The organism is Hyphococcus sp. (assembly GCF_965267305.1).
In the GTDB taxonomy this organism is placed as follows: domain Bacteria; phylum Pseudomonadota; class Alphaproteobacteria; order Caulobacterales; family Parvularculaceae; genus Hyphococcus.
Map to the genome: position 1 here is coordinate 383,936 of NZ_OZ253945.1, position 20,889 is coordinate 404,824.

Consider the following 20,889-nt stretch of genomic DNA (forward strand, 5'->3'; position numbering starts at 1 on the left):
GGCGGCGCGCTCAGCCCCCGATAGAGCGGAACATCTCCGTGCGCAGCGCCGTCGCTAGCGTCTTCAGGCGCCGCGCGGCGCGGCGTCGCTTAAAACAAAGGCGAAAGTCCCGCCTTTTTGCTGGATCATGGCGCGATTGATCCAGAGCCAGGCGAGGGGCTCCAGATAGCGCGACATGGCGAGGCCGCCGCAATCCTCCGGCTGAAAGCCCAGTTCCTCGACCAGGGCCGCGGCCCGTTGTTTCGCCGCGCCGTCATCGCCGGCGATAAACATCACCGGCCGGCCGGCGGCGACCTCCGGCGCATCCATCAACATGAAGCCGATCGTGTTCAGGGTTTTTACGACATGCGCGCCGCGCGCCCATCGCTGCACGGCCTCGCCGGCGGAATCGGAAAACCCGCCTTCGAGGCCGGAAAAATCCTCTTTGATCGGATTGGTGGCGTCGATCAGGGTTTTTCCGTCAAGCCCCGTCAGCGCCGACACGATCTCTTCGGTCTTGCCCCAAGGCGTTGCGAGAATAACGGCGTCGCCGTGATCGGCAGCCTCCTGCGCCAGGCCCGCTTGCGCATTGGCGCCAGCCTCCGCGATCAGGGCTTTCATCTTTTCGCTCGACGGGTCGGACGACGCGACCAGAACGTCATGGCCGCGGCGGGCGAAGGCCTTGGCGAGCGCGCCGCCGACCATGCCCGCGCCGATAATGCCGATTTTCATGAGGTCTCTCCCTTTTGACGACGCGCCGGAGCCTAGCGCGCCATTGTGTCAGTATTGACGCCAATCCGTTCGCCGCGCCGGTCTCGCGCCAGGGCGCGGGCTACTGACGCAAAATCTTCTCCATCGCCTTGCCCTTGGCGAGTTCGTCGATCAGCTTGTCGAGATAGCGGATTTCGCGCATCAGCGGCTCCTCGACCTCTTCGACGCGGACGCCGCAGACGACGCCCTTGATCAGATCGCGCATCGGGTTGAGTTTTGGGGCCTTCGCAAAGAACGTCTCGATATCGGTCTTCTTTTTGATCTCGGCCTCGAGCCCCTTTTGCGTGTAGCCGGTCAGCCAGCGGATGATCTCGTCCACCTCCGCCTTGGTGCGGTCTTTCTTTTCGGCCTTCGCCACATAAGCGGGATAAACGCTGGCGAAGGCCATGGAATAGATCCGGTGCTTGGTCATGGCGCGATTTTAGGCGAAGCGGGCGGGGGCGCCAATGGGCGCGAATTCGCGGCGCCCGCCGCGTATTTCAGATCCAGGGCGGCCGATGTTGCGTCCCGCGCCCGGATCAGAAAGAGTATCGTTCCTGAGCGAAGGATTCTGGCCGCATCGGACTGCGGCCGGCAGGGGGAATGAACATGACGTTATCACGATCAGCGATCTTCGCGGGTCTCGCACTGGCGTGTCTTCTCGGCGATGCGCAGGCGAAAAGCCGGTATCAGGGGCCGGTGATCGACATGCATCTTCACGCCTATGAGGACGACATACCCGCGGCGCTCTGCATTCCGTGGATCACGCAATTTCCGGCCTGGGACACGCGCGAGGCATGGGACGATCTCTGGATTAAGGCGATGGTCGAGCCGCCCTGCGACGATCCGATACCCGCGGCCTCGCCCGTCAATGACGCGCTCCTGAAAGCGACGGTCGCGGCGATGGAGGAGCGCCATGTCATCGGCGTCCTCAGCGGTGCGCCGGACGAAACCCGGCGCTGGCGCGATGCGGCGCCGGAGCGGTTTTTGCCGAGCCTTGAATTCCGGATCGGCCGGGATGATCAGACCCCGGAGGATATCCGCGCGCTGCTGGAAACCGGGGATTTCGTCGCGCTGGGCGAGATTTCCAATCAATATGGCGGCATTGCGCCCGATGACGAGCGCATGGCGCCGTTCTGGGCGCTCGCCGAAGAGCTCGACATTCCCGTCGCCATTCATATGGGCGACGGCACGGTGGGCACGGCCTATCTGGCGTTCCCGGGCGCGTCCGACTATCGCGCGAAGCTGTCGAACCCTTACCTCCTTGAGGAGGTGCTGATCCGTCACCCGCGCCTGCGCGTTTCGGTGATGCATTACGGCGCGCCGCTGGTTGACGAGATGATCGCCATGCTCGCCGCCCATCCGCAGCTCTATATCGATATCGGCGGAATGCAGTGGTATTACCCGCGCGCGTTCTTTTACGAGCATTTGCGCAAATTCGTCGACGCCGGTTTCGGCAAGCGGATCATGTTCGGCTCCGACCAGGGCGAATGGCCCGGCGTCATCGGCCCCGCCATCGATATTATCGACGAGGCGCCGTTTCTGACGAAGGAGCAGAAGGCTGACATTTTCTACAACAACGCCGCGCGCTTCCTGCGCCTCAACGAGGAGGAAATCGAGGCGCATCACGAGATGGCGGAGTAGCGGGGTCTTATATGGCCGAAGCCGGACCGATGGCGCGCGTCGCTGAGGCCGGAATTAAATAGAAACATTCACTGATTGAGCGTCTCATAGAGATCCTCCCATTCCGGGTTCATCTCTTCAATCAGCCTGATTTTCCACGCGCGGTTCCATTCCTTGATCTGCCGCTCTCTTGTCAGCGCGCTATCGCGGGTTCCATGCGCTTCATACCAGACCAGCCGGTTGATATCATATGTCGCGGTGAAGCCTCTGCGGAGTTTGGTCTTATGCTCCCAGACGCGATTGCCGATGTCGTCGGTCGAGCCCGTGTAAAGCGTGCCGTTGCGGTTGCTCGCGAGAATATAGACGTAGAAATATTTCATGAGCGCTGGGGTTTACCGTTATGCAAACCTATCAACCCGGTCATCCCCGCAAAAGCCTCAGCCAGAACATAGCCACTCTCTCCGACTTCCCCGACGAAGGTCGGGGTCCAGTCCAAATAAAAAAGCCGGGCTTCGCCCGACATATTTTAGTAGCTGGATCCCGGCCTGCGCCGGGATGATCGGGGAGGGGTTTTGAAGCAAACGGAGAGCTTGCGCCGTAGGGCGGGCCTCGGCCCGCCGACGTGACTCAAAATGGCGGGCTAAAGCCCGACCTATTTCATAAGCGTCGCTGCCATCTATTAGTTTTTGTGTGATAAAAGCATGTCACGCATTTTGCGACGATAGTCTTTGATCTGCTTTTTCTTCTTTTCTATAGACCAAGGCTCATCCGAAATATACTTGAAAAGGCTAAGGTCTTGATGAGGATCAAGACCTTTATGGCATGTTTGGCATAAAGTGATCAAATTCGAAATGTCCGTTACCCCATGTTTTGCCCATGGACGTATGTGATGAACATGAAGCTCTAAATCTGTGTGATTATCGGGGCTTCTACCGCAAATTCTACATTTGAAGCCATCACGTTTGAGTACTTGCATTCTAAGTTTCGGATTTGGGGCTTTCTTAAAGGCACCGGGGTTCATCAATTCAGGAGAGGCAAACCCAGTCATGCCGTGCATTATAACTGGTTTGGCTTCAATCAAGTCTTTAGCGGCTTGTTCTGCTAGTTCCTGTTCTACTAAGCAGTTTCCTCCTACAAGCTTAAACAACGTAAATTCTTCTTCGTTATGTACGACAATATATGGAATGTTATTTTCTTCCCAGTGTTCTACTAGAAAATCAGGCCTAACGAGGCTTGCGGCTCGAAGTTCACTCCTAAACTCACTGTCTGCCCAATCAACAAAATGGGACGTAACTGAAATTATGCTATTTCCAATTTCATTGCAGGTTAATTCAAAATGATAACAGCTATTGTTCGGCTCCCAATGTCGTAACGTTGAGGCTCGATTATATAATCCTAATAATTTTCGTTTCTCCATTTCATCCTCATGTCAGGCTTGAATCTTTTATTGCCTTCTATTCACGCCATCTTCCGTTTCACCGCCTTTTTCGTCGTCGCCGTCTTCGTTTTCGCGGCGGCGGTTTTGGCTGCTTTTAATTCAGCCCTATAGTCGCATCCAGGCCCGTGCTTCGTCAATTTCGTGCAGTTTGAACAAGCGAATTTCGGTTGTTCCGAAATTCGGCAAACGGGCGAGGAGCTTCATCAAAATGCCGGGCTCGTCGCTGACGATGGCCATGCGCTTCATTTTTTTAAGAGCGGCCAGAAAGTCTTCGCTGACTTTTCCACCTGTTTGAAAGAGCAGCAACAGACCGTTTGAGATCTTGCCGTGCTGCACTTCCAGAAAACAGAACGCCTCATACTGGCTTGCATAGCGTTTGATGATGTCTTCGAATTGCCCCCGGGAGTCGGCCGGGTAACGCTCAAAAACGACCGCTTCGATATAGGGCGGATTATGATGTTCCGTCAGAGAGTACATCGCTAAGCCACCTTCCGTTTCACCGCCTTTTTCTTCGTCGCCGTTTTCGTCTTCGCGGCGGCGGTTCTGGCCGGGGTCTTTGATTTCCGCTTGAGGAGGGGTTTCAGGAATTTGCCGGTGTAGCTGCCCGCCGTGTCGGCGACGTCTTCGGGCGTGCCGGCTGCGACGATCTCGCCGCCGCCGTCGCCGCCCTCGGGCCCCAGATCGATGATCCAGTCCGCCTGTTTGATGACGTCGAGATTGTGTTCGATGATGATGACGGTGTTGCCGTTCTCGGTCAGCTCCTGGATGACCTCCATGAGCTTGCGCACATCCTCGAAATGGAGGCCGGTCGTGGGCTCGTCCAATATATAGAGCGTGCGTCCCGTGGCGCGCTTCGACAGCTCCTTCGACAGCTTCACGCGCTGGGCCTCGCCGCCGGAAAGCGTCGTCGCCTGCTGGCCGATCTTCACATAGGAAAGGCCGACGCGGTTCAGCGTCTCCATCTTTTCGCGGATCGACGGCACCGCCTTGAAGAACTCGGCGCCTTCCTCGACCGTCATGTCGAGGACGTCGGCGATGGACTTGCCCTTGAACTTCACCTCCAGGGTTTCGCGATTGTAGCGTTTGCCCTTGCAGACGTCGCAGGTGACATAGACGTCGGGGAGGAAGTGCATCTCGATCTTGATGACGCCGTCGCCCTGGCACGCCTCGCAGCGCCCGCCCTTCACGTTGAAGGAGAACCGCCCGGGCTTGTAGCCGCGCGCTTTCGACTCCGGGAGCCCCGCGAACCAGTCGCGGATCGGGGTGAAGGCGCCCGTATAGGTCGCAGGGTTCGAGCGCGGGGTGCGGCCGATGGGCGACTGGTCGATGTCGATCACCTTGTCGAAATGTTCGAGGCCGGTGATCTTGTCATGCTCGGCGGGCGCGTCCTTGCTATTATAAAGACGCCGCGCCGCGGCCTTGTAGAGAGTCTCGATGGTGAGGGTCGACTTGCCGCCGCCGGAAACCCCGGTGACGCAGGTGAGGAGCCCCACGGGGAATTCCGCGGTGACATTCTTGAGATTGTTCGCCGTCGCGCCGGTGATCTTGATGACCTTCTTCTTGTTGATGGGGCGGCGGTCGGCGGGAACGGGCACTTCGCGGCGGCCGGCGAGATAATCGCCGGTGAGCGATTGTTTCTCGTTCATAATGTCCTTCACCGAGCCCTGCGCGATGATCTGGCCGCCATGAACGCCGGCGCCGGGGCCGATATCGACGATGTAATCGGCGGCGCGGATCGCGTCCTCATCATGCTCGACGACGACGACCGTGTTGCCGAGATCCCTGAGGCGCACCAGCGTTTCAAGAAGCCGGGCGTTGTCGCGCTGATGCAGACCGATGGAGGGTTCGTCCAGCACATATAATACGCCGGTGAGGCCGGAGCCGATCTGCGACGCAAGCCGGATGCGCTGCGACTCGCCGCCGGAAAGCGTGCCCGATGCGCGCGACAGGGTGAGATAGTCGAGGCCCACATTGTTGAGAAAGGAGAGGCGGTCGCGGATTTCCTTGAGCACGCGGACGGCGATTTCCTTTTCTTTCTTGTTGAGCTTGTCTTCGAGGGCGTCGAACCATGCGCCCGCCGCCTTGATGGAAAACTCCGTCGCTTCGGAGATGGAGAGCCCGCCGACCTTCACCGCGAGGGCTTCGGGTTTGAGGCGCATGCCGTTGCACGCCTCGCAATGGGTGACCGACTGGAACCGCGACAGCTCCTCGCGCACCCAGGCCGAGTCCGTTTCGCGCCAGCGCCGCTCGAGATTGGGGATCACGCCTTCGAAGGGCTTCACCGTCTCGAATTTGCGCGCGCCGTCGGCGTAGATGAATTTGATCTCTTCCTCGTCGGTTCCATAGAGGACGACGTCCTGCGCCTCCTCCGGCAATTCGTCCCACGGCACGGTGATCTTGAATTTGTAGTGACGGGCGAGCGCCTGCAGCGTCTGCGCATAATAAGGAGAGGTGCCCTTCGCCCAGGGCGCGATGGCGCCGTTATTGAGGGCGAGGGATCCGTCCGGCACCACCAGCTCCTCGTCGAACACCATTTCCGTCCCGAGGCCGTCGCATTGGGGGCAGGCGCCGGCGGGGGCGTTGAACGAAAACAGCCGCGGCTCGATCTCGTCGATGGTGAAGCCGGAGACGGGGCAGGCGAATTTCGCGGAGAAAATGCTGCGTTGCGGCCCGCCTTTCGCGTCTTTCTTGTCCGCGCTCTCGGCAATGGCGATGCCGTCGGCGAGTTCAAGGGCGGTTTCAAAGCTTTCGGCGAGGCGCGATTCGAGCCCCGCTTTGATGACGACGCGGTCGACGACGACCTCGATATCGTGTTTGAGCTTCTTGTTGAGGGCGGGAACGTCGGCGATCTCATAATACTCGCCGTCGACCTTCACCCGCTGAAAGCCTTTCTTCTGAAGCTCGGCGAATTCCTTTTTGTACTCGCCCTTGCGGCCGCGAATGATGGGCGCGAGGAGGTAAAAGCGCGCGCCGTCGCCCTCCGCCATCAGGCGGTCGACCATTTCTGTCACGGTCTGCGACGAAATCGGCTCGCCCGTCGCGGGAGAATAAGGAACGCCGATGCGCGCCCAGAGCAGGCGCATATAATCGTAGATCTCGGTGACGGTGCCGACCGTGGAGCGCGGATTGCGCGAGGTGGTCTTCTGTTCGATGGAAATCGCGGGGGAGAGGCCGTCGATCTGGTCCACATCGGGCTTTTGCATCAGCTCAAGGAACTGGCGCGCATAGGCGGAAAGACTTTCCACATAACGGCGCTGCCCCTCGGCGTAGATCGTGTCGAAGGCGAGCGACGATTTGCCGGAACCCGACAGTCCCGTCATCACGATCAGCTTGTCGCGCGGAACTTCTACGGTGATGTTTTTCAGATTGTGCTCGCGCGCGCCGGCGACGCGGATCGTTTTCGAACTCATGGAGGGGCGTGTCTCTTTATATATAGGGGCGTTGGGGAAACCGTCTTCGCGTCTCTATATATCGACGTTGACAGCAAGAACAAGATGTGAACACCTGTCGCCTTCACATGGTTCAATCCGGGGTTCTTTCTTGGGGAGAACCAATCGTTGAGCGCGGCCCGAATCCGCGCGATTAGCTTTCGAAAGACGGATTTCAGGAGAATGTTATGGCCGGCAGCGTCAACAAAGTCATTTTGATTGGGAACTTGGGCGCCGACCCGGAAGTGCGGAAATTTTCAAATGGCGGCCAGGTTTGCAACCTGCGCATCGCCACGTCCGAGAACTGGAAAGACAAAAACACCGGCGAACGCCGTGAAAAGACCGAATGGCATTCGGTTGCGATCTTTTCCGAAGGTCTTGCGCGTGTTGCAGAGCAATATTTGAAAAAAGGTTCGAAAGTTTATCTCGAAGGCCAGCTCGAAACGCGCAAATGGCAGGATCAGAACGGCAATGACCGTTACACGACGGAGGTTGTGCTGCGCGGTTTCAACTCTTCGCTGGTGATGCTCGACGGAAGAAGCGGCGGCGGAAGTTTCGATCGCGACTCAGATCGCAATGGCGGCGGAATGTCCGGACGAGGAGGTTCTTCAGGCGGACAATCTTACGAATTGGACGACGACATTCCGTTTTAGTCGCGCAAAAAACACACAAACGAATCAAAAAATGCAAAAAAATGCGAATGCACGCGTCAAACAACGCGTGCATACAATACTTTTTTAGTAAATTACGTTATGTTTTCACTTTCGCATCATGATTCGGAGGTGAACCATGGCGGTCAAAAGAAAAACGACCAAAAGAAAAGCGGCGAAGAAAACCGCGAAGCGTAAAACTGTAAAGCGTAAGACGACAAAGAAAGCGCCAGCGAAGCGTAAAGCGACAAAGCGCAAGGCCACGAAGCGTAAGGCGACGAAACGCAAAACGGCGAAGCGGAAAACCACCGCGAAGAAAGCCACGAAGCGTAAAACCGCCAAGCGCAAGACGGCGAAGCGCAAAACTGCGAAACGCAAGACGGCCAAGCGGAAAACCGCTAAGCGCAAAACGACCAAAAAAGCGCCGGCTAAGCGCCGCGTGAAGCGCCGGAAGAAAAAGGCGTAAGCTGGTCGAATTAGGCGTAAACGCTTGAAATTTCGGCGTTTAACTGCTTTGCCGCTCGCGCGAGGACGTGTTTTGAAGCACGGTAAGCGCAACAATGAGGGGCCACAGCATCGGGCCGGCGTATCGCTGATGTAATCGGGCCGATGACATGCGGGGGCGCTCCGCAAAACAGAATACCGAACGCATTAATGCGTTTCGAATCACAAGAATTCGACTGTTCCTGGTCTGAAGATCAGCAGTTCTTATTCGCCAAAAGCCCCGGCGCAGATACCGCCGGGGCTTTATTTTTGCGCTTTGTTCCGGCGCCGTTTCTTTTTGCATCATTCAACGAATGAAAGCCGTTTCGTTGCAAACGGCGCCTTTGGTGTTGCGCGCCGCGTCTCTGCACAAGATCATGTGGTTTCATGCGGGTGCGCCGCCGTTTTTTCGCCGCGCTCTTCTTGTTGTATAAAGAAGCGCTGAAAATGGGGAGAGAAACGATGCGCGTTCGATCATTTCGATCATATAGACATCCTTACGGCTCGTGGCGAAGGTTACAGGCTATGCTCTGTCGCATTGCAGCAATTTTATCTATCGCCGGAGCTGCATCCGCTTGCGCAACCCAGCGTCAGATCGTGCATGAGTGGACGGCGCAAGGATATTTATCTCCCGCCCCGACGGGCGAACCGGAAATCATCGGCGTTTATGACAATGAGGCGGACTGCATCGCCGCTGGCGAAGCCTGGATGAGCCGTCAGGTCGTGGGAAATCCGGTTTATGCCGACTGCCTGCCGGTTGATCATGATTAGGGGATCACGATTGATCAGCTATTCATCCACCGGGAAGGGGCCGTCCTCGAATACCTGATCGTGGTATCCCTTCTTGCCGATGGCGGCCTTTAATGGGTGGAACGGATATTCGTCCCTTTTTAACCGCTCAAGCGCTGTGACGAAGTCGGTTTCCGGCTTCCAGCCGAGTTCTTTGCGGGCGAGATCGTTCACATAGACCCGATCTAGCGCATCGAACATGCGCCAGCCGCGGCGGGCATATTCGCCCTCGTAATCCGCATAACTTTTAAGAACCGCCGGCGCGTCGCGGCCGAGCTCTTCCAGATCGCCGGTCTGAAACGGCGTTGTGGCCGAGATGATGTAGCGGCCGAAACCGATGTCGCCCGCGCGCTCCAGCGCCCTCATATGCGCCGAGACCACATCGGCGATGTCGACGCGGCGATAGGTCAGCTCGTTCACCTTCGCGTTGAGGTCGTCATAGCCGTTGCGGATAACGGCGCTGTCATCGTCTTCCGGGAAGAAGCGCGAGGTGCGGAGAACAAGGCAGGGAAGCTTGTGTTTCTTGTGAACGAGGCGGCAGATATTCTCCGCCGCCAGTTTCGTGACGCCGTAAATGTTTTTGGGGATGGGCGGGAGATCTTCGGTGACGAGCACCGCGGGCGACCCTTTCGCCGGGCGCATGGCCTCGCCGAACGTGCTGGTGGTGCTCGTGAAGATGAAACTTTCGACGCCTTCGCGAACCGCAGCGTCGAGGAGGTTCAGCGTTCCCGTGATGTTCGTATCGACGAAAGCCTGCATGGAATGCGTCGCCACATGGGGTTTGTGCAGCGTGGCGGCGTGCAGGACAGCGCTCGCGCCTTTCATGATGCGCGCCGCGAAATCAGGGTCGGCGATGTCGCCGGCTTCGCTCGTGTAAGGTCCGGACTTGATGTCCGCGCCTTTATAGGCGCGCCCCTCCGCTTCTAATGTGCGGCAGAGCGCTTCGCCGAGATGGCCGGAGGCGCCGGTGACGAGAATGGTCATGGCGGAGCTTTTGGCCCCGCCGTGATGCGCGGTCAAGTTCGAAGGGGCGACGCGCTAGGTCCCTTATTCGGCTGGCGCGGCCGCCCGATAAAAGTCGACGCGAAATGTTGCGGGCCCTAGAGGCGTTACTAAGTGTTTCACTTCCGGTTCGATGATTGCGAACCCGCCGGCCTCGATGCGCGCGCGGTCTTCAGGCGGACCGAAAATGACATAGTCGACCGCGCCGTCGAGCACGACAAGCTTGCCCCAGACGCCGGGTTTCGTGTCGTGGGCGCGCAACAACTTTTCCGGAACAGTCTTTTCGGTGAACACCGGCGTGCCGCCATAGTGGACAAGTCCTTCCGGCAGGCGCGCGCGCATCAGCTTCGCCCTTTGGATTGCGGCGCGCCAAGGCCCGGCAGGCCATACATTGCGAGTTTCAGACTCTCTGCGATGCGCACGGCGCGCTCCATGAAATAGACGGCGGCTTCCGGCGAGGGCGCCGTATCGGCGAGCGTCGAGCGGAACAGTCCCAGCCAGATGTCGAAATGCCAGGGGTGAACGTCGGTCAGGGCTTTGTGTTTCGGCACCGGCTTGCCGGAATAGCGCCCGGCGTTGAGCGCCACCGACGCCCAGAAATCTTTCATGCGGGCGAGATGCGGCCCCCAATCATCGCCGATTTTTTCCTCGAAGACAGGACCGAGCAGGGGATGGGCGCGCACGCGCTCGTAAAATGTATCCACAAGTGTGGAGATGTATTCCTCGTCGATGCCCATCGCCGCTGCGGCGGCGGCAATGTCATTGCGGCGCTCTTCGGCGCTGCGGATGCGGGTTTCCATCACGCGGCCTCCTCTTCGAGCATCTGGCGCAGGCGCCCGTTACGGCGCACGAGATCGCCGAGCGTGTAGCCGTCAAGCACGGCGAGAAACGCGTTCAGCGCCTCGTTCAACACCGACTTCAACCGGCATGAAGGCGTGATGAGGCATTCTCCCGCGCCTCCCGGTAAACATTCGACGATGGCGAAGTCGGCCTCCATGCGCCGGACGACGTCGCCGACATTAATGGCGGCGGGCGAGCGCGCGAGACGCAGGCCGCCGGCGCGACCGCGCACCGTTTCGATAAATCCTTCGCGTCCGAGGACATGCGCGACTTTCATCAGGTGGTTTTTGGAAATGTCATATCGCGCAGCCGCCTCCGCGATGGTGCAGAGGCGGTCTTCATTGACCGCGAGATGCATCAAGAGGCGCAGGGCGTAATCGGTTTGCAGGTTGAGGCGCATTGTCGCTCCTAAAGATGCATTTCATATATTGGATATAAACCGGGAAAGCAATATAAAAGATGCATATAAAATGCATGAAAAGGAGTTGAGCCATGGCGATGCTTGCGGAAGTGATGGAAACCGGCCTGATTGAGGCGGAACTGGAGGCTGAGCGCGAGGAACGGACGGCGCCCGCCTTGATGCTCGTCAAGATGAAGCAGCCGAACACGACGCTGCATGGTGGCGTCTTCAAAAGCCTGGCGCTGATCTACGCGGCGCTGCTGGCGGTTTTCTGGCTCACGTTTCAGAGCGACGGGGAGGCGTTGTTCATGGTCGCGATCAGCGCCGTTTACCTCGCCGCCTATATGGGAACGCCTTTCATGCTGAGCCGCGTCGGCGGCCGGGTGGATCCGGTAGACGACAAAAGCTTCGCGGCGTTCCTGCGCGAGCCGTTTGAAACCTGGACCGGGATTGTGACGGGACGCGAGGCGATGCTGCAGGTTCTGCTCATTCCCATGGCGATCCTCGTCGCCGGCTGCGGCATGAGCGTCATTATCGGCGCCAGCCGTTAGGCGATTTGAAGATTGAAGCGCAAGCGCGGCAGAAAGCGTCCCGGTATGGAGCCCGACGGAACTTGCCCGTCATTGCGGATCACTTAGTGAATTATATCTCAAACTTGTCGAGCGCGTTGCTCGTTTCTTCGCCGCCGGCCTGCGCGGCGCCGCCGATAACGTAGATCGCTTCGCCGAGCGACACCGCACCGAGGCCGTGGCGGCGGCGGGGCATTGCGGCGACGGCGCGCCATTTGTCGGCATCGGGATCGTATTCCCAGGCTTCCGCGAAGACGCCGCCCGGCTGCGGCGAGAAATATTCGCCGCCGAAGGCGTAGATCTTGCCGTTCAATACCGCCGCAGCGAGACCGCCCTGCGCCTTCGGCATGGGCCGCGCCATTTCCCAGCGGTCGGAGAGGGGGTCGTAAACCTCCACCACATCGGTGTTGCCGCCATTCACCGTGCGTCCGCCGATGACGTAGAAAACGCCATTCACCACGACGCCCGCGGTCGAGTTTCGCGCGGTCGGCATGGGCGCCAGCGCACGCCAGCGATTGTCGCCCGCGTCGTAGTAGCGGTGACGGTCCGTATCGATATGATCGCGCCATTCGAGATTGGCGCTGCCCGCCGGGGCGCGCCCGCCCGCCACATGGATAAAGCCGTTAAGCGAAACGACCGCGGCTTCCGCCTGCGGCGTCGGCATGGGGGCCAGCGTTTCCCAGCGGGCGTTGAGGTCGGTGAGACGCCAGCATTGCGGTTGCATCCGCCAGCCGCCGCGCGCATCGCGGGCGAACCCGCCGACGCCGTAGAGGAAGCCGTTATTGTTGACGAGGGCGATATGGTGGCGCGGCTCGGGCAGGGACGTCGCATAGCCCCAGGCGTCGTAAGCCGGATCGTAGAAGGTCACCTTGTCGGTCACATTGAACGGGAAGTCAGGCGTCAGTCCGCCGGCATTGACCAGAAGATCCAGCGGCTTCGGCTTCATATTGGGGCCGGGATCGGAGGATTTGCGGAAGGGCGCCGGATAAATTTCCTGCACCGGAAACGGCATGGGCGCGAGCGGCGTCCATGCGCCTGCGGGCAGGACCGTGTTGTCCGCGCGCGCGGGAAGCACGGCGCCGGCGCCGAGCGCGGCGGCGCCCGCCAACACTGTTCTTCTGTCTAGTTTGCTCATCGTCATCCCCCCTTACGCCACTGCCCCAATTCGTTATTCGGTTATTCCCCGAGAGAAAACGCCGCGCAGGCGACGCGCCCGCCCGCGCCGCCGATCGGCTGCGTCATGTGATCGTCCGCGTTTTCATGCACGACGACCGCGAACCCGTCCGCATCAAGCAGCGGACCGCCATCGCTGAGCGACAATTTTGTGTTGAACAGCTCGGCCGCCGCGACGCCGCTCGCGCCTGCATAGATGTTCGGCAAATCGGCCGCTTCGTAACCGCTCGGATTGAGAAGGCCGTGTTCGTTCTCTTCCGGGTTGATGTGCCCGCCCGAGGCCTTGAAGCCGTCGGCGCCGTCGCTGCAATCGCCGACCTGGTGGAGGTGCATGCCGTGCCAGCCTTCGGAAAGACCGCTGATCGAAACGCGCATGAGGATGCCTTCCGGCGCGTCTTGCAGCGCGACTTCGCCAGTCTTTTCGCCTTGCGCATTGAGAAGATCTGCGGACGCATCGCCCCATCCGGCTAGCGACGGCGCAGAAGCGGCGGTGGAAAAAGTCGCAGTATCCGCCCCGCTTTTTCCACAGCCCGCCAGAATGAGCGCTGAAATGGCTGAAATTGCTGCGATTTTTCCGGCGACTTTCATGATCTCTCCTAAGCTTTCGCTGATTGCATCTTACCCCATCCATGAACACGAATAAACTGAGGGCCCAAGGGTTCCGGAAACCCCCGAAAACAGGCGCAAATGCTTGGTCCAATGCTTGGCTTTGAAGGGGGCGGGTGCTAAGCCGGATCGTTCTTTTCCGACTGATTCCCAAAGGTTTTAACGTGGCCGAAGACGACGGCGATATCCCCGAAAACAACGATAACGGTTCTGGCGAAAATTCCGGCGAGAAGCCGCCCCAGCCGGGCGAAAGTCTTTCCTCCATCTCCATCGAAGATGAGATGAAGAAGTCGTATCTCGACTACGCAATGAGCGTCATCGTCAGCCGCGCGCTTCCCGATGCGCGCGACGGTTTGAAGCCCGTGCACCGGCGCATCCTCTGGTCGATGCATGAAAACGGCTATGTCTGGAACAAGTCCTACCGCAAGTCTGCGCGCGTCGTCGGCGACGTCATCGGTAAGTATCACCCCCATGGCGACCAGTCGATTTACGACGCGCTCGTCAGGATGGCGCAGGATTTCGCCATGCGCCTGCCGCTGGTCGACGGACAGGGCAATTTCGGGTCCATCGACGGCGATCCGCCGGCCGCCATGCGCTACACCGAATGCCGCATGGAAAAAGTGGCCAATGCGCTCCTCGACGATATCGAGAAGGACACGGTCCGCTTTCAGGACAATTATGACGGCACCGAACGCGAGCCGTCCGTTTTGCCGGCGAAGTTTCCGAACCTTCTGGTCAACGGTTCCGGCGGCATCGCTGTCGGCATGGCGACGAACATTCCGCCGCACAATCTCGGCGAAGTCATCGACGCCACCGTGGCGATGATCGACAATCCGGATATTTCGGATGAAGAGCTGATCGAGATCGTGCCAGGCCCGGACTTTCCGACCGGCGGCATCATTCTCGGCCGCGCAGGATCGAAGGCGGGCTTGCTCCTTGGCCGGGGTTCGGTCGTCATGCGCGGCCGCGCGACCATCGAAGAGGTCCGCAAGGATCGTTACGGCATCATCATCACCGAAATCCCTTATCAGGTGAACAAGGCGATGATGGTTCAGCGCATCGCAGAACTGGTGCGCGAGAAGAAGATCGAGGGCATCGCCGACATCCGCGACGAGTCGAACCGTCACGGCATCCGCGTGGTCGTGGAACTGCGCCGCGACGCCGCGCCGGATGTTGTCTTGAACCAGCTTTACCGCCACTCGCAATTGCAGACGAGCTTCGGCGTCAACATGCTGGCTCTGAACGGCGGCAAGCCGCAGCAACTTGCCTTGCGCGATATTCTCGCCGCGTTCATCGACTTCCGCGAAGACGTGATCACCCGGCGCACGAAGTTCGATCTCAACAAGGCGCGTGACCGCGCGCATATTTTGGTCGGCCTCGCGATCGCCGTTGCCAATATCGACGAAGTTGTGGCCCTGATCCGCGCGGCGCCCGATCCGCAAACGGCGAAAGATCAGTTGATGGCCCGCGACTGGCCGGCGAAAGACCTGGCGCCGCTGGTGCTCCTTGTCGCCGACCCGCGCCACCTGATGACTGACGGCGGCACGCTGCGGCTGTCGGAAGAACAGGCGAAGGCGATCCTCGATCTGCGCCTGCAACGCCTCACCGCGCTCGGCCGCGACGAGATCGGCGACGAGTTGAAAGGCCTCGCTGAAAAGATCGCCGACTATCTCGACATTCTTCGGAACCGCGACCGCGTGCTGACGATCATCAAGGACGAGATGACGGGCGTGCGCAACGAATTCGCCACGCCGCGCAAGACCGAGATCGTCGAGGCCGAAGGCGAGGTTGAGGATGAAGACCTCATCGCCCAGGAAGACATGGTCGTCACCGTCACCCATGCGGGCTATGTGAAGCGCACGGCGCTATCGACCTATCGCGCGCAGAAACGCGGCGGCAAGGGCCGCGCCGGCATGAAGTTCAAGGACGAGGATTTCGTCAACCAGCTCTTCGTCGGCAACACCCACACGCCGCTGTTGTTCTTTACCTCGACGGGCATGGCCTACAAGCTGAAGCTGTGGCGCCTGCCCGAAGGGGCGCCGTCTTCGCGCGGCAAGGCGTTCGTGAATTTGCTGCCGCTCGGCCCCGATGAACGCGTCACCAACATCCTGCCGCTGCCAGAAGACGAAGCCTCGTGGGATCAGCTGCACGTCATGTTCGCCACCAAATCGGGCAATGTCCGGCGCAACAAATTGTCCGACTTCGAGCGCGTCAACCGCAACGGCAAGATCGCCATGAAGCTCGATGAGGGCGACCGGCTCGTCGGCGTAAAAATCTGCCGCGAGGATGAGGACGTGCTTCTGACGACCGCTTCCGGCATGTGCATCCGCTTCCCCGTCGATACGGTGCGCGTCTTCGCGGGGCGCACCTCGACAGGCGTTCGCGGCATCCGGCTCGACAAGGGCAATCACGTCATCTCTATGGCGATCCTGCGCCATGTGGAGACGACTTCGGAAGAGGCGAAAGCCTATCTTAAACACGCCGCCGCCATGCGCCGCGCGGCGGGTGAGGCCGACGCCGAGGAGCCCGAAGATACGGAAACCGCCGATGTGGCGATCAGCCAGGATCGCATCGCCGAGCTTGGCGCGGCGGAGCAGTTCATTCTGACGGTGACCGAAAACGGCTACGGCAAGCGGACGTCTTCTTATGAATATCGGACGTCGGGCCGCGGCGGCAAAGGCATCATCGCCATCCAGACGACGAGCCGCAACGGGCCCGTGGTCGCCGCGTTCCCGGTGGAAGACACGGATCAGATCATGCTTGTCACCGATGGCGGCCAGCTGATCCGCACGCCCGTGGACGGCATCCGCGTCGCCGGGCGCAACACGCAAGGCGTCACCATCTTCCGCACGCGCGAGGGCGAACATGTGGTCTCCGTCGGCCGCATCGAGGATGTGGATGGCGAGGATGATGAGGCCGAGGAATAATGACCAAACTTATCGGCCTTTATCCCGGGACATTCGATCCCTTGACCCTCGGTCATGTGGACCTTGTGGAGCGCGCGGTGAAGCTCGTGGACGAGCTTGTCATCGGCGTCGCCATCAACCGTGACAAGGGCCCGCTCTTCTCCCTCGAGGAGCGCGTCGCCATGGTCGAAAAGGAGATGGGGCGCATCTCAAAAGCGGCGGGCGTCCCGATCCATGTAAAGCCGTTCGAGTCGCTCCTGATGAAATACGCCGAAGAAGTGAAGGCGAACATCATCATTCGCGGGCTGAGGGCCGTCTCCGACTTCGAATACGAATTTCAGATGGTCGGCATGAACCAGGCTTTGAATGACGAGATCGAAACCGTCTTCCTCATGGCCGATGCGCGCTACCAGTCCATCGCCTCGCGCCTGGTGAAGGAGATCGCGCGCCTCGACGGCGACATCACCTCCTTCGTGCCCGCCCATGTGGCGAAGGCCCTGAAAGCCAAGTTTTCAAAGTAACCGGTTCGCATTTTCGCCGCGGGCGCCTTATATGGTGATCCATCGCGTTCGGGGCGGTTCTGGCAAGGAGTTTATATGCGTTTTGGATCAATGGGTTGGGCGGCCTTCGCCATGACTCTTGCGGCGGTTTCGCCAGCTTTCGCCGATGATGACGACGAGAACAAGCCGACCCCGCGCTCCATCGTTGAAAATGCGCCCGAGAGCGATTGGCGCGGCCTCGATCCGGAGAACACTTTATATATGGATCTCCCCGCCGGGACGGTTGTCATTGAGCTCAGGCCCGATTTCGCGCCCGGCCATGTGTCGCGCATCAAGGAGCTGACCCGCGAAGGCTTTTACGACGGGCTTACCTTTCACCGTGTGATCGAGGGCTTCATGGCCCAGGGCGGCGATCCGAAAGGCGACGGCACCGGCGGATCGTCGAAGCCGGATCTGAAAGCCGAATTCACCCGCGACAGCACTGAAGTCGAAGGCTTCCGCGAGATCGGCCGCGACCGCATCGCGCCGCGTCTCGGTTATGTGGACGGCATGCCGACCGCGGCCGAGCCCGAGGGCGTGCGCACCTTCCTGAAAAACGGCCGCGCCGATGTCTGGCCGGTGCATTGCCCGGGCGTCATGTCCATGGCCCGCGCGACAGATGTGAACAGCGCCAACAGCCAGTTCTTTCTGATGATTGGCGACTCGCGCCTCAATCTCGATCAGCGTTACACCGCCTGGGGCTGGATCGTCGACGGCTATGAAGCGACGCGCCGCATCGTCCGCGGCGAGCCGCCTTCACGTCCGACGCCGATCATTCGCATGCGCGTCGAAGCCGACATCCCGGCCTCCGAGCGCGAAGACATCAAAGTCCTGAAGACCGACAGCCAGACCTTCACCGACTACCTTAAGGCGGCTGGCGACCTTTCCGATACCGGCTACATCAAGGACATCTGCGAAATCAAAGTGCCGGTGAAGGCGGAAGGAGACCTCGAACTATGAGCGATAAACTCATTCTCACCCTCGACACAGGCGACGTCGTCATTGAAACCTTTCCCGACAAGGCGCCGAAACATGTGGCGCGCATCAAGGAGCTCGCGGACGAAGGCTTTTACGACGGCATCCCGCTGCACCGCGTGATCGAAGGCTTCATGGCGCAGATGGGCTGCCCCCGCGGAGACGGCACAGGCGGCTCGAAATTGCCGGACCTCAAAGCCGAGTTCAACGATGTCAGCCATCAGCGCGGCGTCTGCTCCATGGCGCGCGCGCAGAACCCCAACAGCGCCAACAGCCAGTTCTTCATCGTGTTCGACGACGCGTCTTTCCTCGACGGCCAGTACACCGTCTGGGGCAAGGTCGTCGAAGGCATGGAGCATGTGGACGCGGCCAAACGCGGCGAGCCGCCCCGTGAGCCCACCAAAATCGTTTCTTTCCGCACGGAAGCTTAAGGAAACGACAAGGATTTCTTCATTCGGAAGTGGCAAAAAGGCGCGAATCCGACGCGCCTTTTTCTTTGCCTGATCTCAAGCGACACATCCGTGACCGACAAACCCAACATCGCCTATCTCATGAACACCTATCCGCTGACGTCGACGACGTTCATCCGGCGGGAGATCGAGGCCCATGAGCGGCGCGGCATGGAGATTACGCGCTATGCGCTGCGGCAGTGGGATGGAAAACTGGTCGATCCCCTCGATATCGCGGAGATCGACCGCACCCATTACATCCTTTCCGGCAATGCCGGCGGGCTTCTGAAAGCATTCCTCCGTGAGCTGACGACCAACACAAGCGGTTTCCTGAAAGCGCTCGGACCCTGGTGGTCACTGATGAAGCACGCGCGCGGCGGCGTCGTGCGTCATGTGGCGTATCTGATGGAAGCCTGCTATTTTCGCCAGCGCGCCGCGGCGGACAAGATCGACCATGTGCATGTGCACTTCCTGACCAACTCGACCGCGGTCGCCATGCTCGCGCGCATCATGGGCGGGCCGAGTTACAGCGCAACGGTGCACGGGCCTGACGAGCTCACCGATGCGCCGCTGCTCGATTTTCCGGCGAAGATCGAACACGCCTCGTTCATCGCGGCGATCACCCATTTCTGTAAATCGCAGCTCATCCGCTTTTCGTCCATCAAGGCGGCTGAGAAGATCAAGATCATCCATTGCGGGCTGGACTTGTCAGGCTTCGAGGCGACGCCGCCGCCGGACAATCAAACGCTGGTCTGTGTCGGGCGTTTGTGTCCGCAAAAGGGGCAGGCGCAATTGCCCGCCGCCGTCGCGGCGCTGAAAGACGAATTTCCGGCCATGAAAGTCGTGCTGATCGGCGACGGCGAAAGCCGCGCGGAGATCGAGGCGGAGATCGCGCGTCTCGGCGTCGGCGATGTCATCACCATCACCGGCTGGATGGAGAACACACGCGTCCGCGAAGCGGTGAAAAACGCGCGCGCCTTCCTGTTGCCGAGCTACGCTGAAGGACTGCCCGTTGTCATCATGGAGGCGCTGGCGCTGGGCCGTCCGGTGATCTCCACCTATATCGCCGGCATTCCGGAACTCGTCGACGAAGGCTGCGGCTGGATCATTCCCGCCGGCGATGGCGACGCGCTCGTCGCTGCGATGCGCGATGCGCTGACCGCATCGCCGGAAAAACTTCGCGCGCTCGGCGTCGAAGGCCGCCGCCGCATCGAAGAGCGTCACGACATCGACAAGGAAGCGGCGATGCTTGCCGCGCTGTTTTCTCGATAGAAAATTTCTATCGCCTTTTCTCGTTCCCGCCGCCTGATCGCGCCGCCGCGCGCCCCATATCCCTTGGAAACCGGGATGCGCTTCATCGCATTCCCATAACCGGAAAGGAAACGCCCATGCACGCCAAGCTCGACGCCCTGAAACAGCAACTCGCCGCCGCCGGCCAGAACGGCGCCGCGTCCGACTTGTCGGCGCTTTTGAACGGCAAGGGCGGACTTGCGACGGGCGCCGTCGCCGGGGGCCTCGCCGGTCTCCTGCTTGGCGGCAAAAAGGGGCGGAAATTCGCGAAAGGCGCGCTCAAGCTCGGCGGCGTCGCGCTCGCCGGCGGGCTCGCCTACAAGGCCTGGCGCGACTGGCAGGCGAACCGGCCGCCGGCGGATCAGGGACGCGGCTATGAAAACCCGCAAGGCACGGTTTTCCTGCCGGAGGACAGCGGCGCGCGGGAATCGCTGTCGCGCATCGTGATCCGGGCGATGATCGCGGCGGCGAAATCCGATGGCTCGGTGACTCCGGCCGAGCGCGAGCGCATCTATGCGGAAATCGACCGCATGAATATCAACGCGCAAGATCTCGCCTTCATCCGCACGGAGTTTGAGCGCCCGCTCGACATCAACGCCGTCGCCCGCAGCGCCTCGACCATGGAGAAGGCGGCGGAAATTTATGCAGCGTCGCTGCTCATTCTCGATCCATCGGATGAGGGCGACCAGCTCTATCTCCGGATGCTCGCCCGTCGTCTCGATCTCGACAGCGGGCTCGTGGAGCATCTGCACGCCAATGCGGGTCGGCTTGTTGAAACGGCGACCGAAGCACACGCCATCTAAATCGCTTGGGCCGATCTTAAGCAGGGAAATGCAGCCCTCTTCCGCTTGCGGGAGAGGGCTTTTTGCATGGACAAATTCCGCACCCCAATAGGGCGAAAAACACCTCAAAAGCGTTGAATTCTTCGGCCTTATGCAGCAAAGGCAGGAAGAAAATATGATTCTCTTTCAAAGCCTTAGCAGCATGGCCGGAGGTGGGG

General features: G+C 60.1%; 23 protein-coding genes. 11 read left to right on the forward strand and 12 right to left on the reverse strand.

Annotated elements, in window-relative coordinates; translation table 11 throughout:
- Window positions 1–63 precede the first annotated feature (63 nt).
- The gene (locus tag ACQY5P_RS01805) at window positions 64–711 is read right to left on the reverse strand and encodes an NADPH-dependent F420 reductase (RefSeq protein WP_428409132.1); all 648 of its coding nucleotides are present in this window, start codon (window positions 709–711) and stop codon (window positions 64–66) included.
- Between the two features lie 100 nt (window positions 712–811).
- Window positions 812–1,162 (reverse strand): DUF2200 domain-containing protein, encoded by a 351-nt coding sequence (locus tag ACQY5P_RS01810; RefSeq protein ID WP_428409133.1) that lies wholly within the window; start codon window positions 1,160–1,162, stop codon window positions 812–814.
- A gap of 176 nt (window positions 1,163–1,338) precedes the next feature.
- On the opposite strand from ACQY5P_RS01810, the gene ACQY5P_RS01815 reads away from it, so the two are divergent.
- The gene (locus ACQY5P_RS01815; RefSeq protein ID WP_428409134.1) at window positions 1,339–2,373 is read left to right on the forward strand and encodes an amidohydrolase family protein; all 1,035 of its coding nucleotides are present in this window, start codon (window positions 1,339–1,341) and stop codon (window positions 2,371–2,373) included.
- 68 nt (window positions 2,374–2,441) lie between these two features.
- Here the strand turns inward: ACQY5P_RS01815 and ACQY5P_RS01820 are convergent, their stop codons facing one another.
- The 4 genes from ACQY5P_RS01820 to uvrA form a co-directional block, all read right to left on the reverse strand.
- Window positions 2,442–2,732 carry a GIY-YIG nuclease family protein gene (locus ACQY5P_RS01820; protein WP_428409135.1) on the reverse strand — a complete coding sequence of 97 codons (291 nt, stop codon included), beginning with the start codon at window positions 2,730–2,732 and terminating at the stop codon, window positions 2,442–2,444.
- A 299-nt stretch (window positions 2,733–3,031) separates the two neighbouring features.
- Window positions 3,032–3,769, reverse strand: a complete 738-nt coding sequence (locus ACQY5P_RS01825; RefSeq protein WP_428409136.1) for an HNH endonuclease — start codon at window positions 3,767–3,769, stop codon at window positions 3,032–3,034.
- A gap of 126 nt (window positions 3,770–3,895) precedes the next feature.
- A complete protein-coding gene (locus ACQY5P_RS01830; protein WP_428409137.1) occupies window positions 3,896–4,267 on the reverse strand; it encodes an STAS/SEC14 domain-containing protein in 372 nt (123 codons plus the stop codon).
- A gap of 2 nt (window positions 4,268–4,269) precedes the next feature.
- A complete protein-coding gene (uvrA, locus tag ACQY5P_RS01835) occupies window positions 4,270–7,200 on the reverse strand; it encodes an excinuclease ABC subunit UvrA (protein WP_428409138.1) in 2,931 nt (976 codons plus the stop codon).
- 206 nt (window positions 7,201–7,406) lie between these two features.
- Between uvrA and ssb the strand changes: the two genes are divergently transcribed.
- The 3 genes from ssb to ACQY5P_RS01850 all read left to right on the forward strand — a co-directional run bounded on the left by ssb (window position 7,407) and on the right by ACQY5P_RS01850 (window position 9,122).
- Complete coding sequence (gene ssb / locus ACQY5P_RS01840) at window positions 7,407–7,871, forward strand: single-stranded DNA-binding protein (RefSeq protein WP_428409139.1); 465 nt, start codon at window positions 7,407–7,409, stop codon at window positions 7,869–7,871.
- Window positions 7,872–8,007: 136 nt separating this feature from the next.
- Window positions 8,008–8,334: a hypothetical protein gene (locus tag ACQY5P_RS01845; protein WP_428409140.1), complete on the forward strand. Its 327-nt coding sequence runs from the start codon at window positions 8,008–8,010 to the stop codon at window positions 8,332–8,334.
- 542 nt (window positions 8,335–8,876) lie between these two features.
- Complete coding sequence (locus tag ACQY5P_RS01850) at window positions 8,877–9,122, forward strand: hypothetical protein (protein WP_428409141.1); 246 nt, start codon at window positions 8,877–8,879, stop codon at window positions 9,120–9,122.
- An 18-nt stretch (window positions 9,123–9,140) separates the two neighbouring features.
- Here ACQY5P_RS01850 and ACQY5P_RS01855 read toward each other — a convergent pair whose 3' ends face one another.
- The 4 genes from ACQY5P_RS01855 to ACQY5P_RS01870 form a co-directional block, all read right to left on the reverse strand.
- Window positions 9,141–10,124 carry an NAD-dependent epimerase/dehydratase family protein gene (locus ACQY5P_RS01855; RefSeq protein WP_428409142.1) on the reverse strand — a complete coding sequence of 328 codons (984 nt, stop codon included), beginning with the start codon at window positions 10,122–10,124 and terminating at the stop codon, window positions 9,141–9,143.
- A 63-nt stretch (window positions 10,125–10,187) separates the two neighbouring features.
- A complete protein-coding gene (locus ACQY5P_RS01860) occupies window positions 10,188–10,484 on the reverse strand; it encodes a DUF1971 domain-containing protein (protein WP_428409143.1) in 297 nt (98 codons plus the stop codon).
- Window positions 10,484–10,942, reverse strand: a complete 459-nt coding sequence (locus ACQY5P_RS01865) for a group III truncated hemoglobin (protein WP_428409144.1) — start codon at window positions 10,940–10,942, stop codon at window positions 10,484–10,486. Before ACQY5P_RS01865 ends, ACQY5P_RS01860 begins: the two co-directional genes overlap by 1 nt.
- Window positions 10,942–11,382, reverse strand: a complete 441-nt coding sequence (locus ACQY5P_RS01870) for an RrF2 family transcriptional regulator (RefSeq protein WP_428409145.1) — start codon at window positions 11,380–11,382, stop codon at window positions 10,942–10,944. The genes ACQY5P_RS01865 and ACQY5P_RS01870 overlap by 1 nt, the downstream gene beginning before the upstream one ends.
- A 92-nt stretch (window positions 11,383–11,474) precedes the next feature.
- Between ACQY5P_RS01870 and ACQY5P_RS01875 the strand changes: the two genes are divergently transcribed.
- Window positions 11,475–11,933 carry a hypothetical protein gene (locus tag ACQY5P_RS01875; RefSeq protein WP_428409146.1) on the forward strand — a complete coding sequence of 153 codons (459 nt, stop codon included), beginning with the start codon at window positions 11,475–11,477 and terminating at the stop codon, window positions 11,931–11,933.
- A gap of 91 nt (window positions 11,934–12,024) precedes the next feature.
- Here the strand turns inward: ACQY5P_RS01875 and ACQY5P_RS01880 are convergent, their stop codons facing one another.
- Together ACQY5P_RS01880 and ACQY5P_RS01885 are read right to left on the reverse strand one after the other, a co-directional pair.
- Window positions 12,025–13,086, reverse strand: coding sequence for a Kelch repeat-containing protein (locus ACQY5P_RS01880; protein ID WP_428409147.1), 1,062 nt, complete (start codon window positions 13,084–13,086; stop codon window positions 12,025–12,027).
- 41 nt (window positions 13,087–13,127) lie between these two features.
- Window positions 13,128–13,712, reverse strand: a complete 585-nt coding sequence (locus ACQY5P_RS01885) for a superoxide dismutase family protein (RefSeq protein WP_428409148.1) — start codon at window positions 13,710–13,712, stop codon at window positions 13,128–13,130.
- A gap of 182 nt (window positions 13,713–13,894) precedes the next feature.
- Here ACQY5P_RS01885 and gyrA point away from each other — a divergent pair, with 182 nt between their 5' ends.
- The 6 genes from gyrA (at window position 13,895) to ACQY5P_RS01915 (ending at window position 20,692) form a co-directional block, all read left to right on the forward strand.
- Window positions 13,895–16,657, forward strand: a complete 2,763-nt coding sequence (gene gyrA, locus ACQY5P_RS01890) for a DNA gyrase subunit A (RefSeq protein WP_428409149.1) — start codon at window positions 13,895–13,897, stop codon at window positions 16,655–16,657.
- Entirely contained in the window at window positions 16,657–17,157 is a 501-nt protein-coding gene (gene coaD, locus ACQY5P_RS01895; protein ID WP_428409150.1) for a pantetheine-phosphate adenylyltransferase, read from the forward strand. The genes gyrA and coaD overlap by 1 nt, the downstream gene beginning before the upstream one ends.
- Before the next feature lie 75 nt (window positions 17,158–17,232).
- A complete protein-coding gene (locus ACQY5P_RS01900) occupies window positions 17,233–18,135 on the forward strand; it encodes a peptidylprolyl isomerase (protein WP_428409151.1) in 903 nt (300 codons plus the stop codon).
- Window positions 18,132–18,581 (forward strand): peptidylprolyl isomerase, encoded by a 450-nt coding sequence (locus ACQY5P_RS01905; protein ID WP_428409152.1) that lies wholly within the window; start codon window positions 18,132–18,134, stop codon window positions 18,579–18,581. Before ACQY5P_RS01900 ends, ACQY5P_RS01905 begins: the two co-directional genes overlap by 4 nt.
- Window positions 18,582–18,671: 90 nt before the next feature.
- On the forward strand, window positions 18,672–19,871 hold the full coding sequence (locus tag ACQY5P_RS01910; RefSeq protein WP_428409153.1) for a glycosyltransferase family 4 protein: 1,200 nt from the start codon (window positions 18,672–18,674) through the stop codon (window positions 19,869–19,871).
- Window positions 19,872–19,987: 116 nt separating this feature from the next.
- Window positions 19,988–20,692, forward strand: coding sequence for a tellurite resistance TerB family protein (locus ACQY5P_RS01915; RefSeq protein ID WP_428409154.1), 705 nt, complete (start codon window positions 19,988–19,990; stop codon window positions 20,690–20,692).
- The last annotated feature ends 197 nt before the right edge of the window (window positions 20,693–20,889 follow it).

Coding starts and splice junctions, on each gene's coding strand:
- ACQY5P_RS01875 (WP_428409146.1), top strand. CDS start 11,475: ATGGCGATGCTTGCGGAAGTGATGGAAACCGGCCTGATTGAGGCGGAA.
- ACQY5P_RS01805 (WP_428409132.1), bottom strand. CDS start 711: ATGAAAATCGGCATTATCGGCGCGGGCATGGTCGGCGGCGCGCTCGCC.
- ACQY5P_RS01900 (WP_428409151.1), top strand. CDS start 17,233: ATGCGTTTTGGATCAATGGGTTGGGCGGCCTTCGCCATGACTCTTGCG.
- coaD (WP_428409150.1), top strand. CDS start 16,657: ATGACCAAACTTATCGGCCTTTATCCCGGGACATTCGATCCCTTGACC.
- ACQY5P_RS01830 (WP_428409137.1), bottom strand. CDS start 4,267: ATGTACTCTCTGACGGAACATCATAATCCGCCCTATATCGAAGCGGTC.
- ACQY5P_RS01915 (WP_428409154.1), top strand. CDS start 19,988: ATGCACGCCAAGCTCGACGCCCTGAAACAGCAACTCGCCGCCGCCGGC.
- ACQY5P_RS01810 (WP_428409133.1), bottom strand. CDS start 1,162: ATGACCAAGCACCGGATCTATTCCATGGCCTTCGCCAGCGTTTATCCC.
- ACQY5P_RS01880 (WP_428409147.1), bottom strand. CDS start 13,086: ATGAGCAAACTAGACAGAAGAACAGTGTTGGCGGGCGCCGCCGCGCTC.
- ACQY5P_RS01865 (WP_428409144.1), bottom strand. CDS start 10,942: ATGGAAACCCGCATCCGCAGCGCCGAAGAGCGCCGCAATGACATTGCC.
- ACQY5P_RS01845 (WP_428409140.1), top strand. CDS start 8,008: ATGGCGGTCAAAAGAAAAACGACCAAAAGAAAAGCGGCGAAGAAAACC.
- ACQY5P_RS01905 (WP_428409152.1), top strand. CDS start 18,132: ATGAGCGATAAACTCATTCTCACCCTCGACACAGGCGACGTCGTCATT.
- uvrA (WP_428409138.1), bottom strand. CDS start 7,200: ATGAGTTCGAAAACGATCCGCGTCGCCGGCGCGCGCGAGCACAATCTG.
- ACQY5P_RS01855 (WP_428409142.1), bottom strand. CDS start 10,124: ATGACCATTCTCGTCACCGGCGCCTCCGGCCATCTCGGCGAAGCGCTC.
- ACQY5P_RS01860 (WP_428409143.1), bottom strand. CDS start 10,484: ATGCGCGCGCGCCTGCCGGAAGGACTTGTCCACTATGGCGGCACGCCG.
- ssb (WP_428409139.1), top strand. CDS start 7,407: ATGGCCGGCAGCGTCAACAAAGTCATTTTGATTGGGAACTTGGGCGCC.
- ACQY5P_RS01870 (WP_428409145.1), bottom strand. CDS start 11,382: ATGCGCCTCAACCTGCAAACCGATTACGCCCTGCGCCTCTTGATGCAT.
- ACQY5P_RS01885 (WP_428409148.1), bottom strand. CDS start 13,712: ATGAAAGTCGCCGGAAAAATCGCAGCAATTTCAGCCATTTCAGCGCTC.
- ACQY5P_RS01815 (WP_428409134.1), top strand. CDS start 1,339: ATGACGTTATCACGATCAGCGATCTTCGCGGGTCTCGCACTGGCGTGT.
- ACQY5P_RS01825 (WP_428409136.1), bottom strand. CDS start 3,769: ATGGAGAAACGAAAATTATTAGGATTATATAATCGAGCCTCAACGTTA.
- ACQY5P_RS01850 (WP_428409141.1), top strand. CDS start 8,877: ATGCTCTGTCGCATTGCAGCAATTTTATCTATCGCCGGAGCTGCATCC.
- ACQY5P_RS01820 (WP_428409135.1), bottom strand. CDS start 2,732: ATGAAATATTTCTACGTCTATATTCTCGCGAGCAACCGCAACGGCACG.